At 64.8% G+C, this 21903-nt stretch carries 18 protein-coding genes; 17 read left to right on the top strand and 1 reads right to left on the bottom strand.

Annotated elements, in window-relative coordinates; translation table 11 throughout:
- The 12 genes from IT350_11775 to IT350_11720 form a co-directional block, all read left to right on the top strand.
- A partial coding sequence (locus IT350_11775; GenBank protein ID MCC6158721.1) for a hypothetical protein occupies window positions 1-149 on the top strand: 149 nt, incomplete at its 5' end.
- Window positions 150-155: 6 nt separating this feature from the next.
- Window positions 156-1526, top strand: coding sequence for an O-antigen ligase family protein (locus IT350_11770; GenBank protein MCC6158720.1), 1371 nt, complete (start codon window positions 156-158; stop codon window positions 1524-1526).
- Window positions 1523-2908: a hypothetical protein gene (locus tag IT350_11765; GenBank protein ID MCC6158719.1), complete on the top strand. Its 1386-nt coding sequence runs from the start codon at window positions 1523-1525 to the stop codon at window positions 2906-2908. The genes IT350_11770 and IT350_11765 overlap by 4 nt, the downstream gene beginning before the upstream one ends.
- Window positions 2871-4556 (top strand): methyltransferase domain-containing protein, encoded by a 1686-nt coding sequence (locus IT350_11760; protein MCC6158718.1) that lies wholly within the window; start codon window positions 2871-2873, stop codon window positions 4554-4556. Before IT350_11765 ends, IT350_11760 begins: the two co-directional genes overlap by 38 nt.
- Window positions 4537-5826: a glycosyltransferase family 4 protein gene (locus tag IT350_11755; protein MCC6158717.1), complete on the top strand. Its 1290-nt coding sequence runs from the start codon at window positions 4537-4539 to the stop codon at window positions 5824-5826. The genes IT350_11760 and IT350_11755 overlap by 20 nt, the downstream gene beginning before the upstream one ends.
- Window positions 5823-8105 (top strand): glycosyltransferase family 4 protein, encoded by a 2283-nt coding sequence (locus IT350_11750; GenBank protein ID MCC6158716.1) that lies wholly within the window; start codon window positions 5823-5825, stop codon window positions 8103-8105. Before IT350_11755 ends, IT350_11750 begins: the two co-directional genes overlap by 4 nt.
- Complete coding sequence (locus IT350_11745; GenBank protein MCC6158715.1) at window positions 8102-9190, top strand: glycosyltransferase family 4 protein; 1089 nt, start codon at window positions 8102-8104, stop codon at window positions 9188-9190. The genes IT350_11750 and IT350_11745 overlap by 4 nt, the downstream gene beginning before the upstream one ends.
- Window positions 9187-10449 carry a lipopolysaccharide biosynthesis protein gene (locus IT350_11740; GenBank protein ID MCC6158714.1) on the top strand — a complete coding sequence of 421 codons (1263 nt, stop codon included), beginning with the start codon at window positions 9187-9189 and terminating at the stop codon, window positions 10447-10449. Before IT350_11745 ends, IT350_11740 begins: the two co-directional genes overlap by 4 nt.
- The gene (locus IT350_11735) at window positions 10446-11492 is read left to right on the top strand and encodes a class I SAM-dependent methyltransferase (protein ID MCC6158713.1); all 1047 of its coding nucleotides are present in this window, start codon (window positions 10446-10448) and stop codon (window positions 11490-11492) included. Before IT350_11740 ends, IT350_11735 begins: the two co-directional genes overlap by 4 nt.
- Window positions 11489-12262: a class I SAM-dependent methyltransferase gene (locus tag IT350_11730; GenBank protein MCC6158712.1), complete on the top strand. Its 774-nt coding sequence runs from the start codon at window positions 11489-11491 to the stop codon at window positions 12260-12262. Before IT350_11735 ends, IT350_11730 begins: the two co-directional genes overlap by 4 nt.
- On the top strand, window positions 12259-13785 hold the full coding sequence (locus IT350_11725) for an O-antigen ligase family protein (GenBank protein ID MCC6158711.1): 1527 nt from the start codon (window positions 12259-12261) through the stop codon (window positions 13783-13785). The genes IT350_11730 and IT350_11725 overlap by 4 nt, the downstream gene beginning before the upstream one ends.
- Window positions 13769-14836, top strand: a complete 1068-nt coding sequence (locus IT350_11720; protein ID MCC6158710.1) for a glycosyltransferase family 4 protein — start codon at window positions 13769-13771, stop codon at window positions 14834-14836. Before IT350_11725 ends, IT350_11720 begins: the two co-directional genes overlap by 17 nt.
- On the opposite strand, the gene IT350_11715 is transcribed toward IT350_11720, so the two are convergent.
- Window positions 14817-15158, bottom strand: coding sequence for a hypothetical protein (locus IT350_11715; protein MCC6158709.1), 342 nt, complete (start codon window positions 15156-15158; stop codon window positions 14817-14819). The two genes, IT350_11720 and IT350_11715, sit on opposite strands and share 20 nt — an antisense overlap.
- Before the next feature lie 91 nt (window positions 15159-15249).
- Here IT350_11715 and IT350_11710 point away from each other — a divergent pair, with 91 nt between their 5' ends.
- The 5 genes from IT350_11710 to IT350_11690 form a co-directional block, all read left to right on the top strand.
- On the top strand, window positions 15250-16266 hold the full coding sequence (locus IT350_11710; GenBank protein ID MCC6158708.1) for a class I SAM-dependent methyltransferase: 1017 nt from the start codon (window positions 15250-15252) through the stop codon (window positions 16264-16266).
- 64 nt (window positions 16267-16330) lie between these two features.
- Entirely contained in the window at window positions 16331-18652 is a 2322-nt protein-coding gene (locus tag IT350_11705) for an alkaline phosphatase family protein (GenBank protein MCC6158707.1), read from the top strand.
- 503 nt (window positions 18653-19155) lie between these two features.
- A complete protein-coding gene (locus IT350_11700) occupies window positions 19156-19839 on the top strand; it encodes an RHS repeat-associated core domain-containing protein (protein ID MCC6158706.1) in 684 nt (227 codons plus the stop codon).
- A gap of 807 nt (window positions 19840-20646) precedes the next feature.
- Window positions 20647-21567, top strand: coding sequence for a formylglycine-generating enzyme family protein (locus IT350_11695; GenBank protein MCC6158705.1), 921 nt, complete (start codon window positions 20647-20649; stop codon window positions 21565-21567).
- 106 nt (window positions 21568-21673) lie between these two features.
- Window positions 21674-21903 (top strand): hypothetical protein (locus IT350_11690; GenBank protein MCC6158704.1); only part of this gene is annotated, 230 nt, incomplete at its 3' end.

Genomic DNA, 21903 nt, shown 5'->3' with positions numbered 1-21903 from the left:
TGCTCAACGACTTCAACATCCGCGGCGAGGGGTATCGGTACTACTACTACTACCACTACTATCGCAGCGACGAAGACGGTTCCGCCGACCCCACGAAGCGGCGACGCACCCGCAAACGGGCGGTCGACGAGATCCGAAAATCCGCGTAGGCCCCCATGCCGACGCGCAAACCGCCCCGTTTAGATCGATTCATCGAAGTCCTTGTTCTCGCCATCCTGATCGACCTGCCGATCGCGTTCGCGGGCGTCGGCTGGCATCGTCGCGCGCCGGCGATCGTCGCCGCATCGGTGCTGGCGATCGCACTGGCCGCGCGCGCGTGGCGCGGTCCCCCGCCGTCGGATGTCGCCGGGCGCCGACTCGATGTTCCGCTCGCATTGTGGGGGCTTTTCGCGGCGTCGGCCGCGGCGCAACTTCTGCCAGTTCCCGCGTCATGGGCCGCGTGGCTCGGCGCATCGGAGAACTTCGTTCCCGGGAGGTTCGCGCCCACGCATCCCGCGCCGGACAAGGCTGTCGTTTCGCTCTTGACGTATGGCGTCGCGTTCACTCTCTACTACGCCATTACGCGCGTCTATCGCTCGCGCGGCCAAATGCGCCGGCTGATCGGCGTGATCATCGCGGTCGGGGCGTTCGAGGCGTTCTACGGACTGGTTGTGTGGGGCAGCGGCAGCGGCGAGGTCCTCGGCCACGTCAAGCGCGCGTATGTCGACGTCGCCACGGGCACCTTCATCAACCGGAATCACTACGCCGCGTATCTCGCGATGACGCTCTGCCTTGCCGCGGCGTCGGCGATCGACGCCATCGACCGGTCCTCGCGGCGCACCAAAGCCCGGGATGGCGTCTTCGAGAAAGCGGTGATCGTCGGCTTCGTCGTGATGCTCGGCCTGGGGGCGATGTTCGCCGCGGGGTCGCGCGCCGCGCCGATCTGCTTCGCCGTCGCCGCCGGCGCCATCGGCTTCGTCTATCAACGCGATCAACTCCCGAAACGCATCTGGCCCGCGCTGGTCGTGTTTTCCGTCTGCCTGTTCGCGTTTCTGATTTGGATCGGTGTCGAACCGCTCAACCCGCGCTGGGCACACCTGACCGAAGAGGCCCGCATGGCCGATGCGCGACCGCGCGTATACGCCGCGTGCGTTCGCGTCTGGTCCCATGCGCCGATTTTCGGGACAGGGCTCGGCACCTTCGCCGATGCGTTCGCGATGTATCGCCCGAAAGAGATCCTCGCCTATTACGATCATGCCCATAACGATTACCTGGAGATGGCGATCGAGACGGGCATCGTCGGTTTCGCGCTGTTCTACGGCGGCGTCGTTGCGGTCTTTCGCCGGACGGTGAAAGCCGTGCGGGATCGGCAGAGCCGGTTCGCGCGAACCCGCGCACTCGGCGCGCTCGCCGGGGTGCTGGCGATCGGGCTGCACGGCCTCGTCGACTTCAACCTGTCGGTGCCGGCGAATTTGGTGACGGCCTTCGCGTTGCTGGCGATCGCGGTGACGGTTTCCGAACGTCACCTGATGGAGTCGCGGACATGATGCGCCGTGCGATCATCGTCGCCGTCGGGTTCGTGTGCGTCGCGGCCGCGTACCATGCCGCGCGCATCGGCTTCGCCTACGCGCGGCTGGCCCAGTACCGAAACCTCGCGCTCACGTCGCCCGACCCCGTGGGCGCCGACGACGCCGCCGCGCGGGCGTCGTTGTTGGAATCGTCCGTCGGGCGAAATCCCGCCGACGATCAGGCATGGTACGAGCGCGGGCGCTTCGCGCATCGGCTCGTCGCGGCGACTCGCGACGACATTCCGCGATCCGCGCTGTCCGCTTGGTTCGGTGTGCGGAACTCCGGAGATCGCGCGGCCATGGATCGGCGGTTGCTGGAGGAGGCGATCCGATCTTACGACGAGGCTGCCCGGCGCAATCGTCTCGATGCGGATTCGCGGTTCTGGCGCGTCTTCGCCGAGGAGGCGCTCGCTCGTCGGGGCGCGCTGCCGCCCGACAATGCGCAGGTCGCGGAATGGTTCGATGAACTGGACGCCGCCATGCGTCTCGATCCGCAGCGCCCCGAGCGGTGGCTCGAGATCGGAAAGCTCGCGATGGTCTACGGCCGCGTCGAGGAGTCGCTCGGTCATCTTCGCCGGTCGCTGGATCTGAGCCACGAGGGTCTCGAGTCCGCGGTCGAAACGGCGTGGTACTCGCCGGCCGCGATGGACGGAGTGATGGCGATCGTACCCGATCGCGCCAACGCCCGCGAACGGCTGTCGCGATGGCTTTTCGATCGGTGGATCTTCGACGAATCGGAGCGTGCGTGGCGACGCTCGCGCGAGCTCGCCGCATTGCCGATCTCCGAAGGCGCAGAACTGATTGCCAACGGGGACTTTCGCGACGACCTCGGTTCGCACTTTCACGACTGGAGGGCGGTCGAGGTCGACGGGGTAAAGGTGACGCGCGGGACGTGGGCTTTGCGTGTCGCGATGTCGCGCGGGCCCGCGAACTGGTTTCACGTCACGCAGGACGTGCCTTTGGATGAAGGCGCGTCGTATCGACTCCGGGCGAAGCTCGAAGTCCAAGGCTTCGATCCGCGCGTGAAACTGGGGATCGAGGTCGTCCATCCGGTGTCGCCCGACCTGTTTTCCGCCGGGGATGTCTGTTATGTTTCGGCCCCGCCCGATCACGACGTCGCCAAGTCCGCGGGCGGCGGACCCGTGACGCTTTCCGTCGAATTCACGGTGCCCGACGATCTGCCCGCCATACGGGTGCGGCTGCGTCGGCATGGTGGCGCGGGAGAGACCGACAGCGGCAAAGGCGTCATGATCTGGAGCGACGTGTCGCTCGCGCGCATCGAAGATCGGAATTCGGCGAACGGGCCGACGGGGGAATTGCCGGATGCTTCAGGCATCGATCATCATCCGAACGCGCAATGAAGAGCGCCACATCGGCGAGGTGCTGGCGCGCGTGCGCGCCCAGCGCCGGGTCGCCTTCGAGATCATCGTCGTCGATTCGGGCAGCACCGACGCGACGCCGGGCATCGTGCGCAAGGCTCCGGAAGTCCGCCTGATCGAGATTCCCGCCGCGACATTCACCTACGGCCGCGCACTCAACGTCGGGATGCGCGAAGCGAAGGGTTCGATCCTCGTTTCGCTTTCGGCCCACGCGATCCCGTTCGACAAGGACTGGCTCGCGAATCTGCTGAAACCCTTCGCCGATCCGGATGTGTGCGCGGTGGTCGGCAAACCGCTGCCTCATCCCGACTGCAACCCCTTCGATCGCCGCGGGCTTCTTCGCCGCTACGGCACCGAACGCCTCTATCTGCACGTCGATTCGCCGATCATGTACCAGAACGCGAACGGCGCGATCCGCCGCGCCGACTGGGAGACGCTGCCGTTCGACGAAGACCTGCCGTACTCCGAGGATCTCGCCTGGGCGCTCGAACGCCTGCGCGCCGGACGTCGCATTGTCTATGAACCGTCGGCGGCCGTGTATCACAGCCACAACGAAACGTCCGACGAACTCTATTCGCGGTTCTACAACGAGTCAGCGGCGCGGGTGCGCATCGGGGCGGGCGTCGAGCGTTACCGCGTGTCGCGCCTTTTGTGGGACGTCCTGGCGGGCGGGGCGTACGACAAGTGGACGGCGCTGCGCCGCGTTTCGACGTGGCGGCACCTGCTCGATGCGCCGAGGCGGCGGATCGCGATCAACCTGGGCCGTTACGCCGGCTCGCGGGGCATCCCCAAGCTGAGTCCCCCGCGTCCGGGCCGCCAGATCCTCCTGCGAGCCGGGCTCGTCGTCTTCGACAAAATCAGCGCCAATCTCCAGCGCCTCGCGCCGCACGTCGTCAAGCTCACGCGCAAGCATATCGAGGCCATTCACCCCAAGCATCTGCTGCGCGACAACCAGGAGCACTACTGGTACGACGCGCACCTGCGCGGCGCGCGGCGCGTGCTCGACATCGGTTGCAACCAGGGCATGCACGCCATCAATGCGGCGGCCCACGCACAGGAAGTCGTGGGAATCGACCGCGACGAGCAGTTGCTGTACGTGGCGAATTTCAACGCGAAGTGGGACGGACGAAAGAACGTGACCTTCGTGGCGGCTGACGCGGACCGGCTGCTGCCCTTCGCCGACGCATCGTTCGACGTCGTCATGGCTTTCGATGTGATCGAGCACCTCGACCTGCGGCAATTGTTTTTGTCCGAAATCCGCCGCGTGCTCGTGCCGGGTGGAACTCTCCTGCTGTCCGCGCCGAATTCCGAGACGGGATACAAGCGTCTCAAGAAGATGGCCGGCCTGCGTTATTACTGCGATCCCACGCACGTGGTCGAATACACGCTCGATGAACTGCGCGACGAATGCCGCCGAGGCGGTTTCGCCGATCGCGAGGTCGCGCCGGTCGTGATCGATTCGCCGTTTTACGGATTTTTCGATTTCTTCGGCGCGTTTTCGCTGCCGCTCTACGAGCGGTTCGAACAGTACAAGCGGACGGCCGTGAAACACCGCCCGCAGGACACGACGGGTTTTCGCATGGTGCTGACCCGCGCCGGGGACGATTCGCGTGCGCCTTCTGCTGGTTAATGAATACTTCACGCCGCACGCGCCGGGCGGCGCGGAGCGAAGCAGCCGACTGCTCGCGCTCGCGCTGGCCGGGCGCGGCCACGAAGTCGTCGTCGCGACCACGGGTTTCGGCAGCGCTCCGTCGCCGGACGAGGACGAGCACGACCGTGAACTTCACGTCGCGGGCGTGCGCGTGGAACGCATGCGCTTGGCGCGGCGCCGGCCCGGAGACGATCGCGCCCTGCCCAGCTATGCCTTCGGCAATCCGATCTTTCATCGACGTTTCGCGCGTTGGATCGACGAGGTCGCGAACCAACGACGGACCGACCTGATTCATGCGCACGGATACGACGCGATGGCCGCGGCGGGGCGCGTGCGCTCATCAGCGCCGCGCGTTTCCACGATTCGCGACTATCGCGCCCTGTGCCCGATCTCGATCTGCCTGCACGACCAGAACCGGGCTCCGGTCGCGTGTGGGCGCGCCGACTTTTTTCGCTGCTGCGGCCTCTATCGCGAGACCTACGATGTGACGCTCGGAGCCTCCGCTCGCGTGCGGCACGACATCCGGCGTTCGCTGGAATGGGTGAACCACGCGGCGGCGGCGGATGCGCTTCGCGGCATGGACGGCGCGATATTCGTGTCCCAGCGCGTTCGCGACATCTTTCGCGACGCGGCCGTCGCGCCCGTCAGAACGACCACGATTCCCAATCTCCCGCCCGCGACGGCAGGCCAAACGACGCCGTGGGCCGGCGACCTGCGGATCGAGGGCCGCCGCATCGTCCTCTTCGTCGGACGCTATTCGCTGGGCAAGGGCGCGGCCGTGATCAGCGCGGCCATGTCGATCGTCGCGCGGCGATTCCCCGAGGCGCTGTGCGTGGTGGCCGGGCGGCGAGAATACGAGGGCGAAGGTCCCGCGATGATCTTTTTGGGTCAGATCGAGTCGTCGAAACTCGCGGCGCTCTACCGGGACGCCGACGTCGTCGTGCTGCCGTCCCGCTGGCAGGAGCCGTTCTCGCGCGTGCTGCTCGAGGCGATGAGCGCGGCGCGGTCCGTGGTGGCGACGGATTCCGGCGGAAATGCCGAGGCCGTGATCGACGGCGTCACGGGCCGCCTCGTGCCGCGCAATGACCCTGCGGCGCTCGCCGACGGGATCTGCGCGGTGCTGGCCCTGAGCGCGGACGAGCGCCGCCGAATGGGCGAGGCGGGAAAAGAGCTTCTTGCCGAGAAGTTTTCGGCGGAGTCGGTTCTCGATCGTCATGAAGCGTTCTACCGCGAGGTGATGGGCGCATGAGCGACCGCGCCGCGATATCGAAGTCCCCTTCGCGTCCCGCGCGCGTGTGCTCGCCGCAGATGGCGCTCTCGCCCGAGAACACGTTCGGCGGCGGCGTCTTTCACCTCAAGCTGCTCGAAGCCCTCGCCGATCTGGGCGTGCCGTGCCTGATTCCGCTCGCGTTTCGCTTCGACCACACCCCCCGCGCCAACTGGGACGTGTGGCCGGTGCGTATCGAGCGCACCTACAAGCTCGGTCCCGTGATTTCGAACCTCGTCTTTTTCTTCGCGCTGGTCTGGCTCTGGTTCGGTGCGGGCCGCCGGTTCGAGATCCTGCGCGTGACCGATCCGTATTTCGTGGGGCCCGCGGCGCTGGCGTTTCGGTTCCTCGCGCGCGTGCCCATCGTGGCCAACGTCTTTCACATCGAGGATCACGAGCGGCTGCGCAATCGCGTGCTGCGTTTCGTCTGCCGCCGCGCGGATGCCGTGATCGTCACGAGCCGGTTCTCGCGCGAGCAGGCCACTCGCGAGCTGGGGCTCGATCCCGCGCGCGTGCACGTCACCTACGGCGGCGTGACGTCATTCGACGGCGCGCCCGAGACGAAAAGCGCCGCGAAGCGCTCCTTCGGTCTCGCCGACAGGTCCGTCATCGGATTCGTCGGCGCGATGACCGAACGAAAGAATCCCGGCTATCTGTTGGAGATCTTCGCCGACCTTCACCGCCTCGATCCCTCGCGTCACCTGGTTTTCATCGGCGCGGATGCGACCGGCGAGGTGGTGGACCGGCTGCGCGCCCGAGTGTCGGAACTCGGTCTGTCGGGCGCCGTCACCTTCGCGGGGCGCGTGGACTCGCGCGAGAAGGCCGTGTGGTACCGCGCGATGGATCTCTTCGTCTTCCCGAGCCTGCTCGAAGGATTCGGACTCGCCGTCGTCGAAGCCATGGCCGCGGGAGTGCCGGCCGTCGTCTCCAATCGCGGTTCGCTGCCCGAGGTCGTCGACGATGGCGTGACCGGTCTCGTCTGCGACGTGATGGACCGACCCGCGTTCGTGCGTCGCGTGCACGAACTGCTCGCCGATTCCGATCGACTGCGCGCCATGGGCGAACTCGCGGCGCGAACCGTCGCCGCGCGTTTCACGTGGGCCGACTGCGCGAAACGCACCGATGCGATTCACCGCGATCTGGTCGCGAAGGCCGCGCATTCGCGGATCGGCGTGATCCTCAACGCGGGCGACGGTCCGGGCACGATGGAACGCGAAGGCCAGCGACCGCGTTTCGAGCACTTCTACGTACCCGCGTGGACCTCGGTGTTTCGCGACGCGAAGATCTTCGGTTACGGCGAGGGCGGTCCGGCGGGCGAACGGGCGGAATACGTCGAGGGGCGGCCGGGCTGGCGCGGGTTGATCTACGCGTTCGCCATGCCGTGGCTGCATCGCTCGCTCTTTCGTTCGTGCTCGGTGTTGCGCGTCATGCAGGCGGGTGCGGCGATCCCCGCCGTCATCGCGAGCGTTCTGTGGAAAAAGCCGCTCGTCGTGACCTACGGCTATCCCTACGGCGAATTCATGCGCCGCAAGGGACGACCGTTCTATGCGTGGCTCGTTGATCGCGTCGCGCTGGCCGCCGTCCGCCGCGCCCGCGCGGTCATCTGCACCACACCCGCGCTCGAGGCGCACGTGCGCGCGATGATCGGGCCGGGGACCACGCACCTCGTTCCGAACGGCGTCGACCTCGCGCGATTTCGACCGAATGGGCGCGTGCCGACCGGCGATCGGGCGCGGCTGCTCTTCGTCGGGCGGCTCAGCGCACAAAAGAACCTCGCGATTCTCGGTCCGGCTCTCGCGCCGATTCGCGAACGAATTCGCCTGACCCTTGTCGGCGACGGCCCGGAACGCGCGATGCTGGAGCGCGTGTTCGCAACGCACGGGCTCGACGTGGATTTCGTCGGCACCGTCGCGCACGACCGCCTCCCGTCGTTTTACGCCGACGCGGACGTCTTCGTGCTCCCCAGCCTGATCGAGGGTCACCCCAAAGCCCTGATCGAGGCCATGGCGTGTGGACTCGCGTGCGCGGGGGCCGATGTCGAGGGTATCCGCGAAGTGCTGACGGACGACGAAACCGGTTTGCTCGTTCCGGCGTCGCCCGAGGCGTGGACCGGGGCGATCCGAAGGCTCGCGGACGATACGATTTTGCGTGATCGGTTGGGACGAACGGCCGCCGAACACGCCGGGCGTCACTACGACCTCGCGCGTGCGATCGAGCGCGAGCGCGCGATCCTGGACGCCGTTGTCGCGGAGGTCCGGTGACGAGTCGGAAGGTCCTGTTCGTATACAACCGCGTTCGTTCGGAACGAGCGGCGGCATTCGCGGCGGGTCTCGCGCCCGACGACTCCCTGTACGGATTGCACGCGATCCGCGAGCGGGGATTCGACGCCGAATTCGACGACATCGGCCACGACATTCGAGGCATCGGCAGACTTTACAAAGCCGCGGACGACGCGCTCTCCGGGGGAGGGCGACGGATCGGCTTTCATTGGTGGCAGGCGAAGCGCCTGTTGCCGCGTCTTCGCTCGGCGGATCTCGTCTTCGCGACGGCGGATTCGTCCGCGCTGCCGATCCTGTGGCTGCGTCGGCGCGGACTCTTTCGCGCGCCGGTGGTGTACGGCTCCATCGGCCTCACGCAGTCTTTTTCGGACGTGCGCGGCGCTCTGTTTCGGTGGTACCGCGAACTCGCCGGGTCCGCGGCGCGCGTCGTCGCGTTCAGCATGCGCGAGCGGGACGAACTGGTGACACGTTTCGGCATGGACGGAGGTCGCGCGGTCTTTGTGCCCTTCGGCGTCGATGCGAGCTTCTATCGGCCGGGCGGGACGGGCGACGCGCCGCCGCTCGCATTCGGCCTCGACCCGATGCGCGACTGGCCGACGCTCGCGGCCGCCACGCGGGAATTTACGGGACCGATCGACGTGATCGCGATTCCCGATCGCCTCGACGGGACGGCGATCCCGCCGTCGTGGCGCGTTTCACCGCCGGTCGACTTCGCGGCGCTGGCGGCGCGAATCGCCGCCGCGAAGTTCGTCATCCTGCCGGTGCGGGAAAATCCGTACACGGGCGCGACGATTTCGCTCTTGTCGGCGATGGCGTGCGGCAAGGCCGTGATCGTCAGTCGCACGTCGGCGCTCGCGGAAGGATACGGATTGACGCCGGGCGACAACGTCGTCTTCGTCGAGCCGGGCGACGCCGAGGGACTTCGCGCCTCGATCCATCGGCTCTCGACCGATCCGGCGCTGTGCGCACGTATCGGCGCGGCGGCGCGAGCGCACGTCGAACACGCGTACACCGTGGATCACATGGCCGACCGTTTCGCCGCGATTTTCCGCGAGGCGCTCGCATGAAGACGTCAATCGTCCGGCGCGTCGGGCGGCTGCTCAACATGGATTTCGACTACGTCGCCAAGGGCGGCGCGTGGCTGTCGATCGACCAGGCGATCAACATGGCGACGAGCCTCGCCACCACCCTCGCGCTGACAAACTGGATGGCGAAGTCGGACTACGGCGCGTACAGCTACGTGCTGAGCACCGCGCTGCTCGTCCTGCCGCTGACGCTGCCGGGCATCAGCAACGCCATGGTGCGCAGCATCGCGCGGGGTCACGAGGGCGTGTGGCGCGACGCGCTGCGGCGGCGGCTCGCGGGCGGATTCGCGGCGTCGCTGACACTGGCGGGCGCGGCGATCTGGTTTCACATCGACGGCCGCGCCGACGTGGCGGCCGCGACCATGGCCGCATGCGTTCTGTACCCGTTCGCGTTCGCGGCGGACGACTACAAGACCTATCTGCACGGGCGACGCGAATTTGCGCGCTACGCCCGCTACAACAGCGCGGTCAATGTCGCGACCGCGTGCGCGATCCTCGTCGCCGGGGCGGCGCGTTGGCCGTTACCCGCGATCATCGCGGCGAACCTCGGCGTGCGTGGCGTTGGCAACCTGATCGCCTACGCCATGCTCGCGCGCACCCTCGTGAATCGCGAGGGCGATCCGGAGTTCTCGCGCTTCGGCTGGAACCTCTCGCTCGTCGCGGCGGTGAACAGCGTCTCGCATTACATCGACCGGTTTCTGGTGGGCACGTTCTACCCGCTCGAAACCATGGCGTCGTACGCGCTCGCGGCGAACATCACCGAGCCGATCCACGTGCTCTCGGTGTTCATGAACCGTCTCGCGTGGCCCAAGGCGGTGCGCATGGACGCCCGCGAGGCGGCGGCGAAATTTTCCGGCAAGTTCCCCATTCTCCTCGCCGTCATCGCGTTGATGTTCGTCGGGCTCGCGCTCGTTTTCCCCATGGTCATCTCGCTGCTGTTTCCGAAGTACGTCGACTCGATCAGTCTCGTGATCTGGATGGTGGCGTCGGCGCTGGCGGGGCTTGTCGTGACCTATCTCGAAACGTATTACATCTCGCAGGATCATTTGCAGCGAGTGTTCTACTGGGCGTCCACGATTCGGCCGATTGCGGTCATCCTTCTCATGGGACCATTCATGCTGATGTGCGGTGCGATGGGCGCGGTGTACGCGCGGCTTGCGGTGCGCGTGGTCGCTTCGGCGGTGCTGTTCGCGCGGCTGATCCGCGAACGACGTCGTCTCGATGGGGGAGCGACGCCGTGAACGTGACGCTTGCATCCACGCGTTGCGCCCTGTGCGGCGATGTCGCAACGGATCCCGTCGTCGTCGCCCCGGACCCGACCGGCGTGGTTCCCGGCGCGTTCCGGGTGGTGCGTTGCCGGTCGTGCAGTGGATGGCGACTCGATCCCGCGCCGGTAAAAGACGAGATCGCGCGGCTCTATCCGCCCGATTACGAGGCGCACATCCGCCCGATCACGACGAACCTCGCGGTGATTCCGGGTCCCACGCATCGGCTGCGGCGACGTTTCGCGGACTGGTGCGCGGCGGGGCGACCGTCGGTCTGGCGCATGATCGCCGATCGCGCGTGGGATGTGCTTATGGCGCGTGTGTTCAGCCACACCACCTGGGGCCGTTACAATCTTCTCGCGTTTTGGGGCGACGGGCGGCGCCTGCTCGACGTCGGTTGCGGCAGCGGCGAATTGCTCTCGGAGTATCACGCGCTCGGCTGGTCGGCGTTCGGGATCGAACCGGCCGGCGCGGCGGCGGCACGCGCGATCGATTCCGGACTGCGCGTCGTGACCGGTCGCTTTTCCGACGACGCACACCTGCTGGCGGACCACGCGCCGTTCTCCGTCATCGTGATGGCGAACGTGATCGAGCATCTGCCCGATCCCGGCGCGGCGCTCGACGCCGCGTGGCGGCTGCTGGAGGACGGTGGGCGGCTGCTCCTGTGGGCGCCGGTCTGCGACGGATGGCAGCAGCGCCTTTGGCCCGCGCACTGGTACAACCTCGATCCGCCGAGGCACCTGCACATTCCGTCGCGATTCGGTCTGCGTTCGCTCCTGCGCCAGCACGGGTTCGAGGTTCACGCCGAACGCCCCGCGACCAGCGTGCGCGCGGTGCAGCGCAGCGCGGCGCGGTATGCGGCGTCGCGCGGGCACGTGCGTTTGGCCGCGCGGATCGAATCGAGTACCATGCTTCGTCGCCTTCTGAATGTCCCCCTGCGCCTCGCGGACGCGTTCGACCTCGGCGACGTGGTGACCATTCTCGCGGCCAAGTCCGCGCGCCCCGGACATCCGGCATGACCACAGAATCCGCCATCATCGCCGTCGAAAAATCCGTGAAAACCGAGTTCGGCAAACCCTTCGACGCCGCGATGGGCGAGGCGCGTCGCCCCGAAGTGCTGCGGGATTTCTCGCGTTTCGACTGGAACGGAAAGATCGGTCTCGACGTGGGTTCGGGCCATCCCACGGTGCCCGCGATCATCACCGCCGCGCATCCCACAGCGCGTTTCGACTGCGTGGACCTTTCGCCCGATTTCGAGGCGCAGGCGACGGACTGCGTGACGCGCCTTCGCGGCGACATGTCGCGCATCCGGTGCGTGACCGCGGATTTCTACGACATCGCGAATCTCGCCGAGGCCGGAAAGCTCGAACGACGTTATGACTACGTGCTGCTCATGGAGGCGCTGCATCACTCGCTACGCAAGGCCAAGCTGCTTCAGGTGCTCACGCGCGTCATGGACGAGAATAGTCGCATGATTCTCGTCGAGCCCGTGTTGCCGGTTGTGAACCGGGCGAAGGCGTATGCCGAGAGCCAGTGGGCGCGCGACCTGGGCTACATCGAAGACCCGGTCGGCATGCGCGATTATCTGGCCGCGTTTCGCGAGGCCGGGCTCGAGGTCGAGAGCGTCGACTACGAACGTTCGCGTGAATTCGGCTTGAAAAGCTGGAAGCGTCGACTGATCCCGACGCCGTTTTACGACGTGTATCGCCGCCGCATCCGCCCGCTGTGGGCGCAGACGACCTTCACCTTTGTTTGCCGACTTCGCGCCGGCTCGGGGCGGCCCCGATGATCGCGCGGGTCGTGCAGCGCACCTGGCGCGGTATCGACGACGCCGTCGGCCGCGCCGCGGTGTGGACCGACGAGACGATCAGCCGCGTTCCGCGCGGGTTTTGGGAGGCGGCGCTGCTCGTCGCATTCGCGCTCATTGTCGCGGCGCTCGCGCTGAAAAACCTCGTCTTCGCCTTCGCCGCGGTCACGGTGCTCGTCGCCGTCACGCTGCTACTGCGCAGCCCCATCCTCGTCGTGTACGCCACGGTGGGCATGTTGCCGCTGTCGTGGGTCAACTTGCTGGGCGAGCGGCTGCGCGTCGTCACCTTCATGACCCTCGTCGCCTTCGGCTTCTACTTCTCGCAGATCGTGCTTCGGCGCGAACGACCGCGAATCGAACCGCTCTACAAATGGGTCGCCGCGTACGTCGCCATCTGCTTCCTGTCGATTCTCAACTCGGTCGATCCCGCCTACTCGATCACGGGCATGAAGTACTACATCTTCGCGCTCGTGTTCGCGCTCGCGCTCATCATGTCCATGGAGACGCGCCGGCACCTGGTGGTCTTCGCGACGATCATTCTCGCGTGGGGAGTCGTGCAGTCGCTGCTCGCGATGGCGCAGAGCATCGTCTCGCCGTGGTTCTTTCCCGCGTATCACTTCAACGTTCACAGCATGGACATCGTGAGCAGCTACGCGATCGGCGCGATCCGCCGCGCGTCGGGCACCTTCGAGTCCGGACCGCGCCTCGCCATGTTCCTGCTTCTGCCGACCGCCATCTCGCTGACGTTTTTCTTTCGCAACATCGACGGGCGAAAGGTGCTGTGGGGCGGCGTGCTTGTGGTGCTCGCGGTCGGTCTCTTTTTCAGTTTCACGCGCATCGCGGTGGTGCTCGCCGGCGGGTTTCTGTTCCTCTACTACTTCTTCGAACCCGAAAAGGCTCGGCTGTGGCGCACCACCTTCACGCTGCTCACGCTCTCGGCGATCATGCTCATCCTGTTCACGTTCTTTTTCCCCGCCGACGTGTACGACGCCATGGAAGCCCGATTCACGCAGGAAGGCGATCAGATCTACCTCGACCGATTCTACTTCCTGTACAACGCGCTCATGGCGTTCACCGAGCACCCACTGCTCGGCTACGGATTCAAGACCTACACGATCCACTCGTGGGACTTCATGCAGCGATTCCCCGTGCCGTGGCGCAGTCTGGCGTGGGAGGTTTCGTCGCTCTCGATGCCGCAGAGCGTGCCCGTGCACAACGATTACGGCCGCATGCTCGCCGAGACCGGCATCTTTTCGCTCGCCGCCTTCATCGGCACTTACGTAATCGCGTTTCGCAACCTGCGCGAGGTGGTGCGCCGGGCAAAAGACCCCGTCGTCGAGGCGCTGGGCATCGCGTTCACGCTCTTTCTCGCGGTCATGATCGTGTACTGGTTTTTCCACGAGTACATCATGGAGGAGCCTTACGTCGCGATTCTGCCCTTCGCGTTCTCGATCATCCTGCGACGCATGGCGCAGGCCGAGACCCACGATGCCGCCCCCGGTTGACGCGCCGCGCATTCTGTTTCTCGCCAACTGGCCGCTGCGCGACGCGGGGCAGGGCGGGGCTTACGCGTTTTTTTCGCAGTGGGAACGCCGACCGCGCCTTTCGCTCATGGGCACTTTCGCGCTTGGCGCGTGGACGCGTTTCGAGCGGTTCCGACTGCGTTTCTACCTGCTCGCGCCGCTCGTCGCGTGGTTCCGCTCGTTCGCCTACGACGTAGTCGTCGCGTATTCGTCGCAGGTGGGGCTGCCGCTCGCGATGATGTTTCGTCTGACGGGGCGACGGACGCCGCTCGTCGTGTTCGATGTCGAAACGCTGGGTCGCCCGGCGGGAAATCGTCTAGCCCTCGTGCATTTCGCGGCGCGGCGATTCGACCGACTCGTTTATGCGTCGCGGCGCCAGCTCGATTTCTATCGCGAGCACCTGGGCGATCTCGCGGATCGCGCCCGATACATCCCCATCGGCATCGGCGCGTATCCCAAGCGCCGGCCGCTCGGCGAACCGGGCACGGGACCAATCCTCGCCTCGGGGCATCACGGCAAGGCATTCCGCGATTGGGCCACGCTGTTGCGCGCGTACGCGCCGATCGCGTCCCGCACGCCGTTGCTCGTCGCGGGCCGCGAGGGCCTAGGCGAGGACGACCGCGACGGCGTGCCGATTCCGCCGGAGGTGCGTTTCGTGCCGTTCATGCCGGCGGACAAGTATCAGGACCTCGTCGAGGACGCGCGCTTCGTCGTCATTCCCCTGCCGGACCGGCAACATTCGCTCGGTCAGCTCAGCGTGCTGTTTTGCATGGCGATGGGAAAGTCGGTCATCGCCACGCGGATGATGGGCGTGGAGGATTACGTCGAGGACGGCGAGACGGGGCTGCTGGTTCCGCCGGGCGACGCCGACGCGCTGCGCGCGGCCATGGAGCGGCTGCTGGGCGATACCGAGCTCGCGACGCGCATGGGTGTGCGCGGTTTCGAGCGTGTGCGCGACATCTTCAACGACCGGCGCATGGGCAGGGCGTGGGAAGAGATGATGGACGACCTGTTCAAAGACCGGGGACGGTGAGCGGAATGCCGCACGCGTCGCTCACGCACGGCTCCACATCGGTGCACGTCTCGTTGAATGTGTAGGACTCGCGGCAGTCGTCGAGGCAGTCCACGTTGCCGGGGGCGTCGTCGCATCCGGCGCGGCAGGCCGCGAGCGAGAGCGGCGCGCCGGTGAGATCGTCGGGCAGCGCGAAGCCGCACGCGTAGATCATGTCGCAGTCTTTCGCGCAGCGCTCGGCGGGCGTGAGATCGCTCTCGTCGTAGATCTCCTCACTCGATCCGCACTGCCACGTGGGCGCGGCGAGCGCGACGAAGAAGAGGATGGCGGCTGCGTAGGCCATGCGCATAGCTGGGTTTCCGATCGTCGCGGCGCGCGGGCTTGGGGTTCGCGCGCGAACCTGATATTAGCGGGGCAGCTGCGGGATATTCAACTTGAACGACGACGACAACATCGATTTCGCGCTCGAAAGCGCGCCGTGCCCGCTGTGCGGCGAGATCCACGCGATCCCTGAATGGACCGCGCCCGACCGCCTGTGCGGAGGCCCCGGCACGTTCACCGTGGCGCGCTGTCTGTTCTGCGGTCTGTTCCGCCAGGAGCCCCGCGTTCCCGCGGGCCACATCGGCGCGTACTACCCCGAGGACTACATCGTCTACACGCGCCCGGCGCCGGCGCGGTCGGGCGCGGGGCGCACCGGCCCGTGGCGGCGCGACCTGCTCGAAAGAAAAGCGCGGCGACCGCTTCCCGGCGGTCTCGTGAAGCGCGCGCTGCTCAGGGCTTTTTCGTGGACGCCGCAAGCGCGCTTCAACCCCGTCGCCATGCCCGGCGAGGGGCGGCGCATGCTCGACGTCGGGTGCGGCATCGGCAACTTCGCCGTCGAGATGCAGGCGATGGGCTGGCGCGTGGACGGCATCGAGCCCAACGCCCGCGCGGCCGATATCGCCCGCGAGCGAGGCCTCGCCGTCACGACCGGTCATTTTCCAGACGCCGCGCGCGCCCTCGTCGGCGGATACGATCTCGTCACGATGAATCAGGTGATCGAGCACTTCACCGACCCCGTCGGCGCGCTCGCCGCGGCGCGCGATCTGCTCGCGCCCGGCGGGCGGCTGGTGCTCTGGACGCCGTGGCGCACCGGCCTTTGCGCGCGCGTGTTCGGCACGTATTGGTTCGCGCTCGAACAGCCGCGCCACTACACGTTGTTTTCGCCGCGCGATCTTCAGCGCGCCGTCAACATCGCGGGCCTGCGTGCCATCTGGACGCTCGCGCACAGCTCCACCGCGTCGTGGACGCGCAGCATGGTCTACGCCGCCACGGGCGGACCGCGCGAAGCGCTCGCCCGGCGAATCGACGCGTCGAAACTCGTCCACCGGCTGCTCTATTGGCCGCTGCGTCTGCTCGACTGGTGGGGGCTCGGCGACGCGGGGATTCTGGTCGCCGAGAAGCCCCGATAGATCCGCATCCGCGTTTGCAAAAACGGGCGAGGAACGTAGCATGCGCACGACTCGGAGGTTCGGCATGCGCCGTGTGATCGTTGCGTTCGGAATTCTGGCGTTCGTCGTCGCCTGCTCGTCCGGCCCAAAAGAGGGTGCGGACCGCTGGCGGCAAAGCGCGGAAAAAACGCGCGTCGCCATCATCGGCGTGGACGGCGCGACGTGGGAACTGCTCGATCCGCTCATGGCGGCGGGAAAGTTGCCGAACTTTCAGCGCCTCATCGCGACCGGCACCAAGGCGCACTATCAGTCGATCGAGCCGCTGCTCTCGCCGCTCATCTGGACAACGATGGTCACGGGCGTCTCGCCCGAAAAACACGGCATCACGTGGTTCATGGTGCGCGACCCCAAGACCGGCGACCCCCTGCCCATCACCAGCGCGAAGCGCGAGACGCGGGCGATCTGGAATATCGCGAGCGACGCGGGGAAATCCGTCGGCTTTATCGGTTGGTGGGCGACGTGGCCCGCGGAAAAGGTCAACGGCTTCATGGTGTCCGACCAAGTCGGATTCCACGGCTTCGGTCTCGGCAATGCCAAGGAAGAGGTCGCGATCGGCCGCACGTATCCCGAAGCCCTGATGTTCGAGATCGAGCCCGACATCGTCCAGCCGCTCACGCAGCCCAAGGCCGACATCGACCGCTTCATGAACATCACGGAGGTCGAGTACAAGGCCAGCGCGGGGCGCGAATTCACGTTCACGAACCCGCTGCACCATTTCATGTACATGCTCGCCACGCTGCGTTCTTACGAGGCGATGGGCCTGCGCCTGTACCCCAAGCACAAGCCCGACCTGTTCGGCGTCTTCTTCGAGTCGATCGACACGACGGGCCACCTGTACATGAAGTACCGCCCGCCGCAAATCGAGGGCATCTCGAACGAGCTGTTCGCCAAGTACAGCCAGACAATGGACAAGGTCTACGAACGCAACGACGAAATGCTCGGCAAATTCCTCGCCATGCTGGAGCCCGGCACGATCGTCATCGTGTGCTCGGACCACGGCTTCAAGAGCGAGAACGACCGCCTCGCCGAAATCGAGAACACCTCGGTCGCGACGGCGCACAAGTGGCACAAGCTCAATGGTGTGCTCATCATCAACGGCCCCGGCATCAAGGCCGGATACGAGTTGCCGAAGTCGTCGGTGCTCGACCTCGCGCCCACGGTGCTCTACGCGCTCGGGCTCCCCGTCGCGCAGGATTTCGAGGGCCACGCGCTCACGGACGCCTTCACACCCGAGTTCGTCGCCGCGCACCCCGTGCAGTCGGTGCCGACTTACGAGACCGGCGTGCGCAACGAGCCCATGCCGTCGATGCCCGAAAACCTGACGAAGGAAATGGTCGAGAAGCTCAAGAGTCTGGGTTACATCGGCGGCGACGAGGAGGCGGCCGACCATCTGCAGGACCCCGCGGTGCAGGATCTCGACGCGATGGAAACGCACATGAACCGCCTCGACCTCTACCGGCGCAAGGGCGATCTGAAGGGCGCGGAAGACGTGGCGCGCAAGATGATCGCGCTCGACGCCGCGGACCCGCGTGCGCACGCGGCGCTCGGCGACGTGCTGGCGGGAACGGGGCGGCTCGACGATGCCGAAAAGGCGCTGGGAGAGGCGGAAAAGCTCGTCGAAAAATACAAGGCAAACATGCCCATGGACGACAAGGGCCGCCCGAAATATCCCAAGATCGACGACACGCTGCTCTCGATGATCACGTCGTCGCGCGGCATCTGCCTGATGATGAAAAAGGACGCACCGAACGCCGAGGCGCTTTTCAAGAAGGCGCAGCAGCTCGACGCCGCGAACGTGTCGGCCTTCTACAACTACGCGCTGCTGCTCGAAAACACCGGGCGGCGCGACGCGGCGCGCACGGCCTACGAGGAGAGCGTGAAGCGCTTTCCCGAGCACTCGTTTTCGCTCAACAACCTCGGCAACGTGTACTTCCGCGACGGCAACATCGACAAGGCCATCGAGATGTACGAGCGCACCGCCGCGGCCGACGCGCGTCATCACGAATGCCGCCACAACTGGGGCGTGGCGCTGCTGAAGAAAAACCAGAACGCCGAGGCGCGCAAGAAATTCGAGGAAGCGCTGGAACTGCGCCCCGACTTCGTGCCCTCGCTCGGCCGGCTCGGCGTGCTGATGATTCAGAACAAGGAACTCGACAAAGCCGAAGAGGTCTTCGCCAAGCTCGTGTCGATCACGCCCGACGACGTGCGGGTGCGTCTGCAGTACATGGAGCTTCTTTACCGGACCGGCAATCTGGACGGCGCGCGCGAACAGTACAAGAAGATTGCCGCGGCGAATCCGCAGGCCGCGCAGGCGTTCATCAAGCAGCACCCGGATTTTCAACCGTAGGGGCGGGGGTGCTTCCGGATGCGGCGGCAGGTTGCAGCGACAGAGCCGCGACCGTCAGGGAGCGGTTACGTGATGGAAGGACGAAGCCCGTCGAATCGACCAACCGTCGGCGACAGTGCGATGTCCGTGCCGCAAACGAAGTGCGCGGGTTCATGCGCTGACCGCTCTTGACTCACGTCGCCACCGGCGTTATCCGTGAACAAAGGAACCCTCGGTTCCGATTTTCAAAAACTGCGTAACCGGAATCGGCATTGCCCTCGGACCACGAAAATTCTGTACGAGATTTCTCGACGTCGATATCGACAACTTTCGCGGGCGGCGCGCCGGTCTTCCTGACGGACGAATCCGCCGACCCTTCGGCTACGCTCAGGGCATGCGTCGTGTGGACGACGGAGTACGACCCCTTCGGCAACGCGCTGTGCGATTGGGGCCGCTATCATCGGGACGCCACGGGACGCAGCGAGTGCGTGCCGAACGACTGGGCCTCGGGCGAGCGCGTGGTGATGAACCTGCGTCTGCCGGGCCAGTACTACGACGAGGAGTCCGGCCTCCACTACAACTGGCATCGGTATTACGATCCCAAGATCGGGCGGTATTTGACGCCGGATCATCTCATCGGCAGTATTATGCCTTACGAATACGCAAATAGTAATCCTCTTGGATTTATTGACGGTAACGGCTTGGACGAGATGCCTTTGCCTTCGGGTGCTAATTTAATTGGTGGGCTTGCAGGCCAGGGGATCGATGCCGCATGCGACGACGTAATGAATGGTTTCAATCCAGATGACCCGAATTCAATGCCAAGTGCAGGTTGTGAAAATTTTAAGGGGATGGGACTTGGAGAAAAAGCCGACGAGATGGTCGAGCAGGGGGTCTCAGATCTTATTAATTCACTGATTTTTCTTTGCGGTGTGAAGGCGCCAGGCAAAGCACCGAGAGGCCCAAAGGGTACTCCCAGCCAAGCCGCAGACAAAGTTGCGAGAGACCAAGGACCAAGGGGGATCGGACGAATTGATCCGCCTACGGGATCAAATCCAAACTCTCAGTGGCATGCACATTCTGGATCACGGCAACATCCGGGGTCCGATTCAATAAATGTTGATGGAACGACGCACCACGGCAATCCGTTGAGTGAAATTCCCAGAAGGGCTCTCCAATGGCTTCGGGATCATGGATGGGATATATAATGATGTGCAAGTATACAAGCGCATCACGGTATCGCGATCGATTTCGCAAGTTGCTTGATGGGGAATTCATGGAAATATTAATTTCTCAAACTTTCTACTACCCGGGCGGTGGTGATGAAGGAGTCCCCTTCATTCACCCACTTCGATATATTAGATTTTTGCACAAGCGCCGTCCATTGTCTCGTGATACTCAAATTCTTCGCTTGGTGTTGGATTCATTCGAGCGTGTTCGACAAGTGGCCAAACGAACCATGCAAGAAGAGTATATTTCAGCAATAAGTATTTCATGTTGGGGCGAAGATTGGAAATTTCAAAATCCAAGAATCCAAAACAAATTCACTCTAAGACCCTATTTGGTGATTTGCCCACGGTCGCGAATGATTGAAGGGTCGTTTAGTAACGAGAGACTTCGTCGAATTCATACCGAATTTGGAAAGTACATATATCGAATATTGAAAAACATCGGCGCTGATGGCGAATATGTGATTTGCGAATCGCCATTCAATCTGAACGAGGCGGAAAGAGTCTATTCGCAACCAACGTACGTCTATATTCGAAAGTTGGCCACTGGAGAGGTTTCATGTGACCTCAGTCGGTTTTTCGTGTTTGAGAGTAGCGACGCACCTGATCTGGTTGAAAAAGGCGAAATCAAAGTAAATAGTTGCATAAACGAGAATCGAAAAAATAATGATATGCATTAACTATTTTTCAAATTTCGTGTATAACCACTTAGCTACAACTCGTGCGTTTAAGGGATTAGTGTTTTCTGTTGAGACGCGGGCAGAGTTTTGATCTTCGGAGGTCCCTATGCGTAGCGAACGGAAACCGGCGGGGTTGGGTGTTCTGGCGGCTTTCTTCGTTCTCGTGCTGCTCGCCGCTTCCTGCGGCGGCGGGGGCGGGGACGACGGAGGTGGGCGCTCCTCGTCGGGCGACGATGACGCGGACGAACACGTCGATGACGATGGCGGCGCCGGTGACGACGACGGCTCCGGCGACGATGACGGCAGCGGAGACGACGACGATGATGATGACGACGATGACGGCGGCGACGACGACACCGAGATTGCGTGGGTGACGATCCCCGCGGGCACGTTCGTCATGGGCTGCTCGGCGGGCGACACGGACTGCGAGGACCACGAAAACCCGCCGCGCACGGTCATTCTCACGCAGTCGTTCCAGATGGCCGCGACCGAGACGACGCAGGCGCAGTACGCCGCGGTGATGGGCTCGAACCCGAGCCACTTCGCCTCGTGCGGCGGCAACTGCCCGGTGGAGATGGTGTCGTGGGACGACGCGAAGGCGTTCTGCGAGGCGGTGGGCGGGCGACTGCCGACGGAGGCCGAGTGGGAGTACGCCGCCCGCGCCGGCACCACCACCAAATTCTATTGCGGAGACGACGTGGCGTGCCTGGAGGACAATGCGTGGTATGGGCTAACGGAGGATGATGAGGCAATTACGCACCCCGTGGCGAGCAAGATCCCTAACGCGTGGGGCCTCTACGACGTGATGGGTAACGTCGGAGAGTGGGTCAATGATTGGTACAGCGACAGCTATTTCGCTGGTCGACCGACCCCGGATACAGATCCACCTGGACCTGGATCTGGTGTGAACAGGGTTTGGCGCAGCAGCGCGTTTTTTGAAGACGCCGTCGATATGAGGATGTCGAGGCGCCGCCCGCTTGCAGAGCTTGGCGTTCTACTGGGCGTTGGGTTCCGATGTGTCAAGTAGTCCGCTGTGATGAGAAAAAATATAGCTGTTCTATGACTCGTGCGTAAAATTATATCGTTCATCGCCGTCGGGCCGCGGACCTGATGGTGCACGAAGGGGTCGAGCGATGTCGTTGTCTCCTCGCTATGTTTGGGCGTGTCTGGTCGCGTGCTGGCTTATCGGTCTTACCTCGCCGGTCGGAGCGGACGAATCCGATCCGCTGTCTCCGTATGTGGTCGACGGGCTGTGGTGCCCGTCCGAGATCACGGTCTGGGCGGGATATAGCTGTGCGTACAACGAACAGTGCCCGAAGTTGCGACTGCGAGTGGCCGATGGCGATCAGGACTTGGCCGGGGG

The sequence above is a fragment of the Deltaproteobacteria bacterium genome, from assembly GCA_020845895.1.
Taxonomy (GTDB): domain Bacteria; phylum Lernaellota; class Lernaellaia; order JACKCT01; family JACKCT01; genus JADLEX01.
This window is presented reverse-complemented; position numbering and strand designations above follow the sequence as displayed.

Coding starts and splice junctions, on each gene's coding strand:
- IT350_11770 (MCC6158720.1), top strand. CDS start 156: ATGCCGACGCGCAAACCGCCCCGTTTAGATCGATTCATCGAAGTCCTT.
- IT350_11695 (MCC6158705.1), top strand. CDS start 20,647: ATGCGTAGCGAACGGAAACCGGCGGGGTTGGGTGTTCTGGCGGCTTTC.
- IT350_11705 (MCC6158707.1), top strand. CDS start 16,331: ATGCGCCGTGTGATCGTTGCGTTCGGAATTCTGGCGTTCGTCGTCGCC.
- IT350_11765 (MCC6158719.1), top strand. CDS start 1,523: ATGATGCGCCGTGCGATCATCGTCGCCGTCGGGTTCGTGTGCGTCGCG.
- IT350_11720 (MCC6158710.1), top strand. CDS start 13,769: ATGCCGCCCCCGGTTGACGCGCCGCGCATTCTGTTTCTCGCCAACTGG.
- IT350_11725 (MCC6158711.1), top strand. CDS start 12,259: ATGATCGCGCGGGTCGTGCAGCGCACCTGGCGCGGTATCGACGACGCC.
- IT350_11730 (MCC6158712.1), top strand. CDS start 11,489: ATGACCACAGAATCCGCCATCATCGCCGTCGAAAAATCCGTGAAAACC.
- IT350_11700 (MCC6158706.1), top strand. CDS start 19,156: ATGAACCTGCGTCTGCCGGGCCAGTACTACGACGAGGAGTCCGGCCTC.
- IT350_11750 (MCC6158716.1), top strand. CDS start 5,823: ATGAGCGACCGCGCCGCGATATCGAAGTCCCCTTCGCGTCCCGCGCGC.
- IT350_11715 (MCC6158709.1), bottom strand. CDS start 15,158: ATGGCCTACGCAGCCGCCATCCTCTTCTTCGTCGCGCTCGCCGCGCCC.
- IT350_11760 (MCC6158718.1), top strand. CDS start 2,871: ATGCTTCAGGCATCGATCATCATCCGAACGCGCAATGAAGAGCGCCAC.
- IT350_11740 (MCC6158714.1), top strand. CDS start 9,187: ATGAAGACGTCAATCGTCCGGCGCGTCGGGCGGCTGCTCAACATGGAT.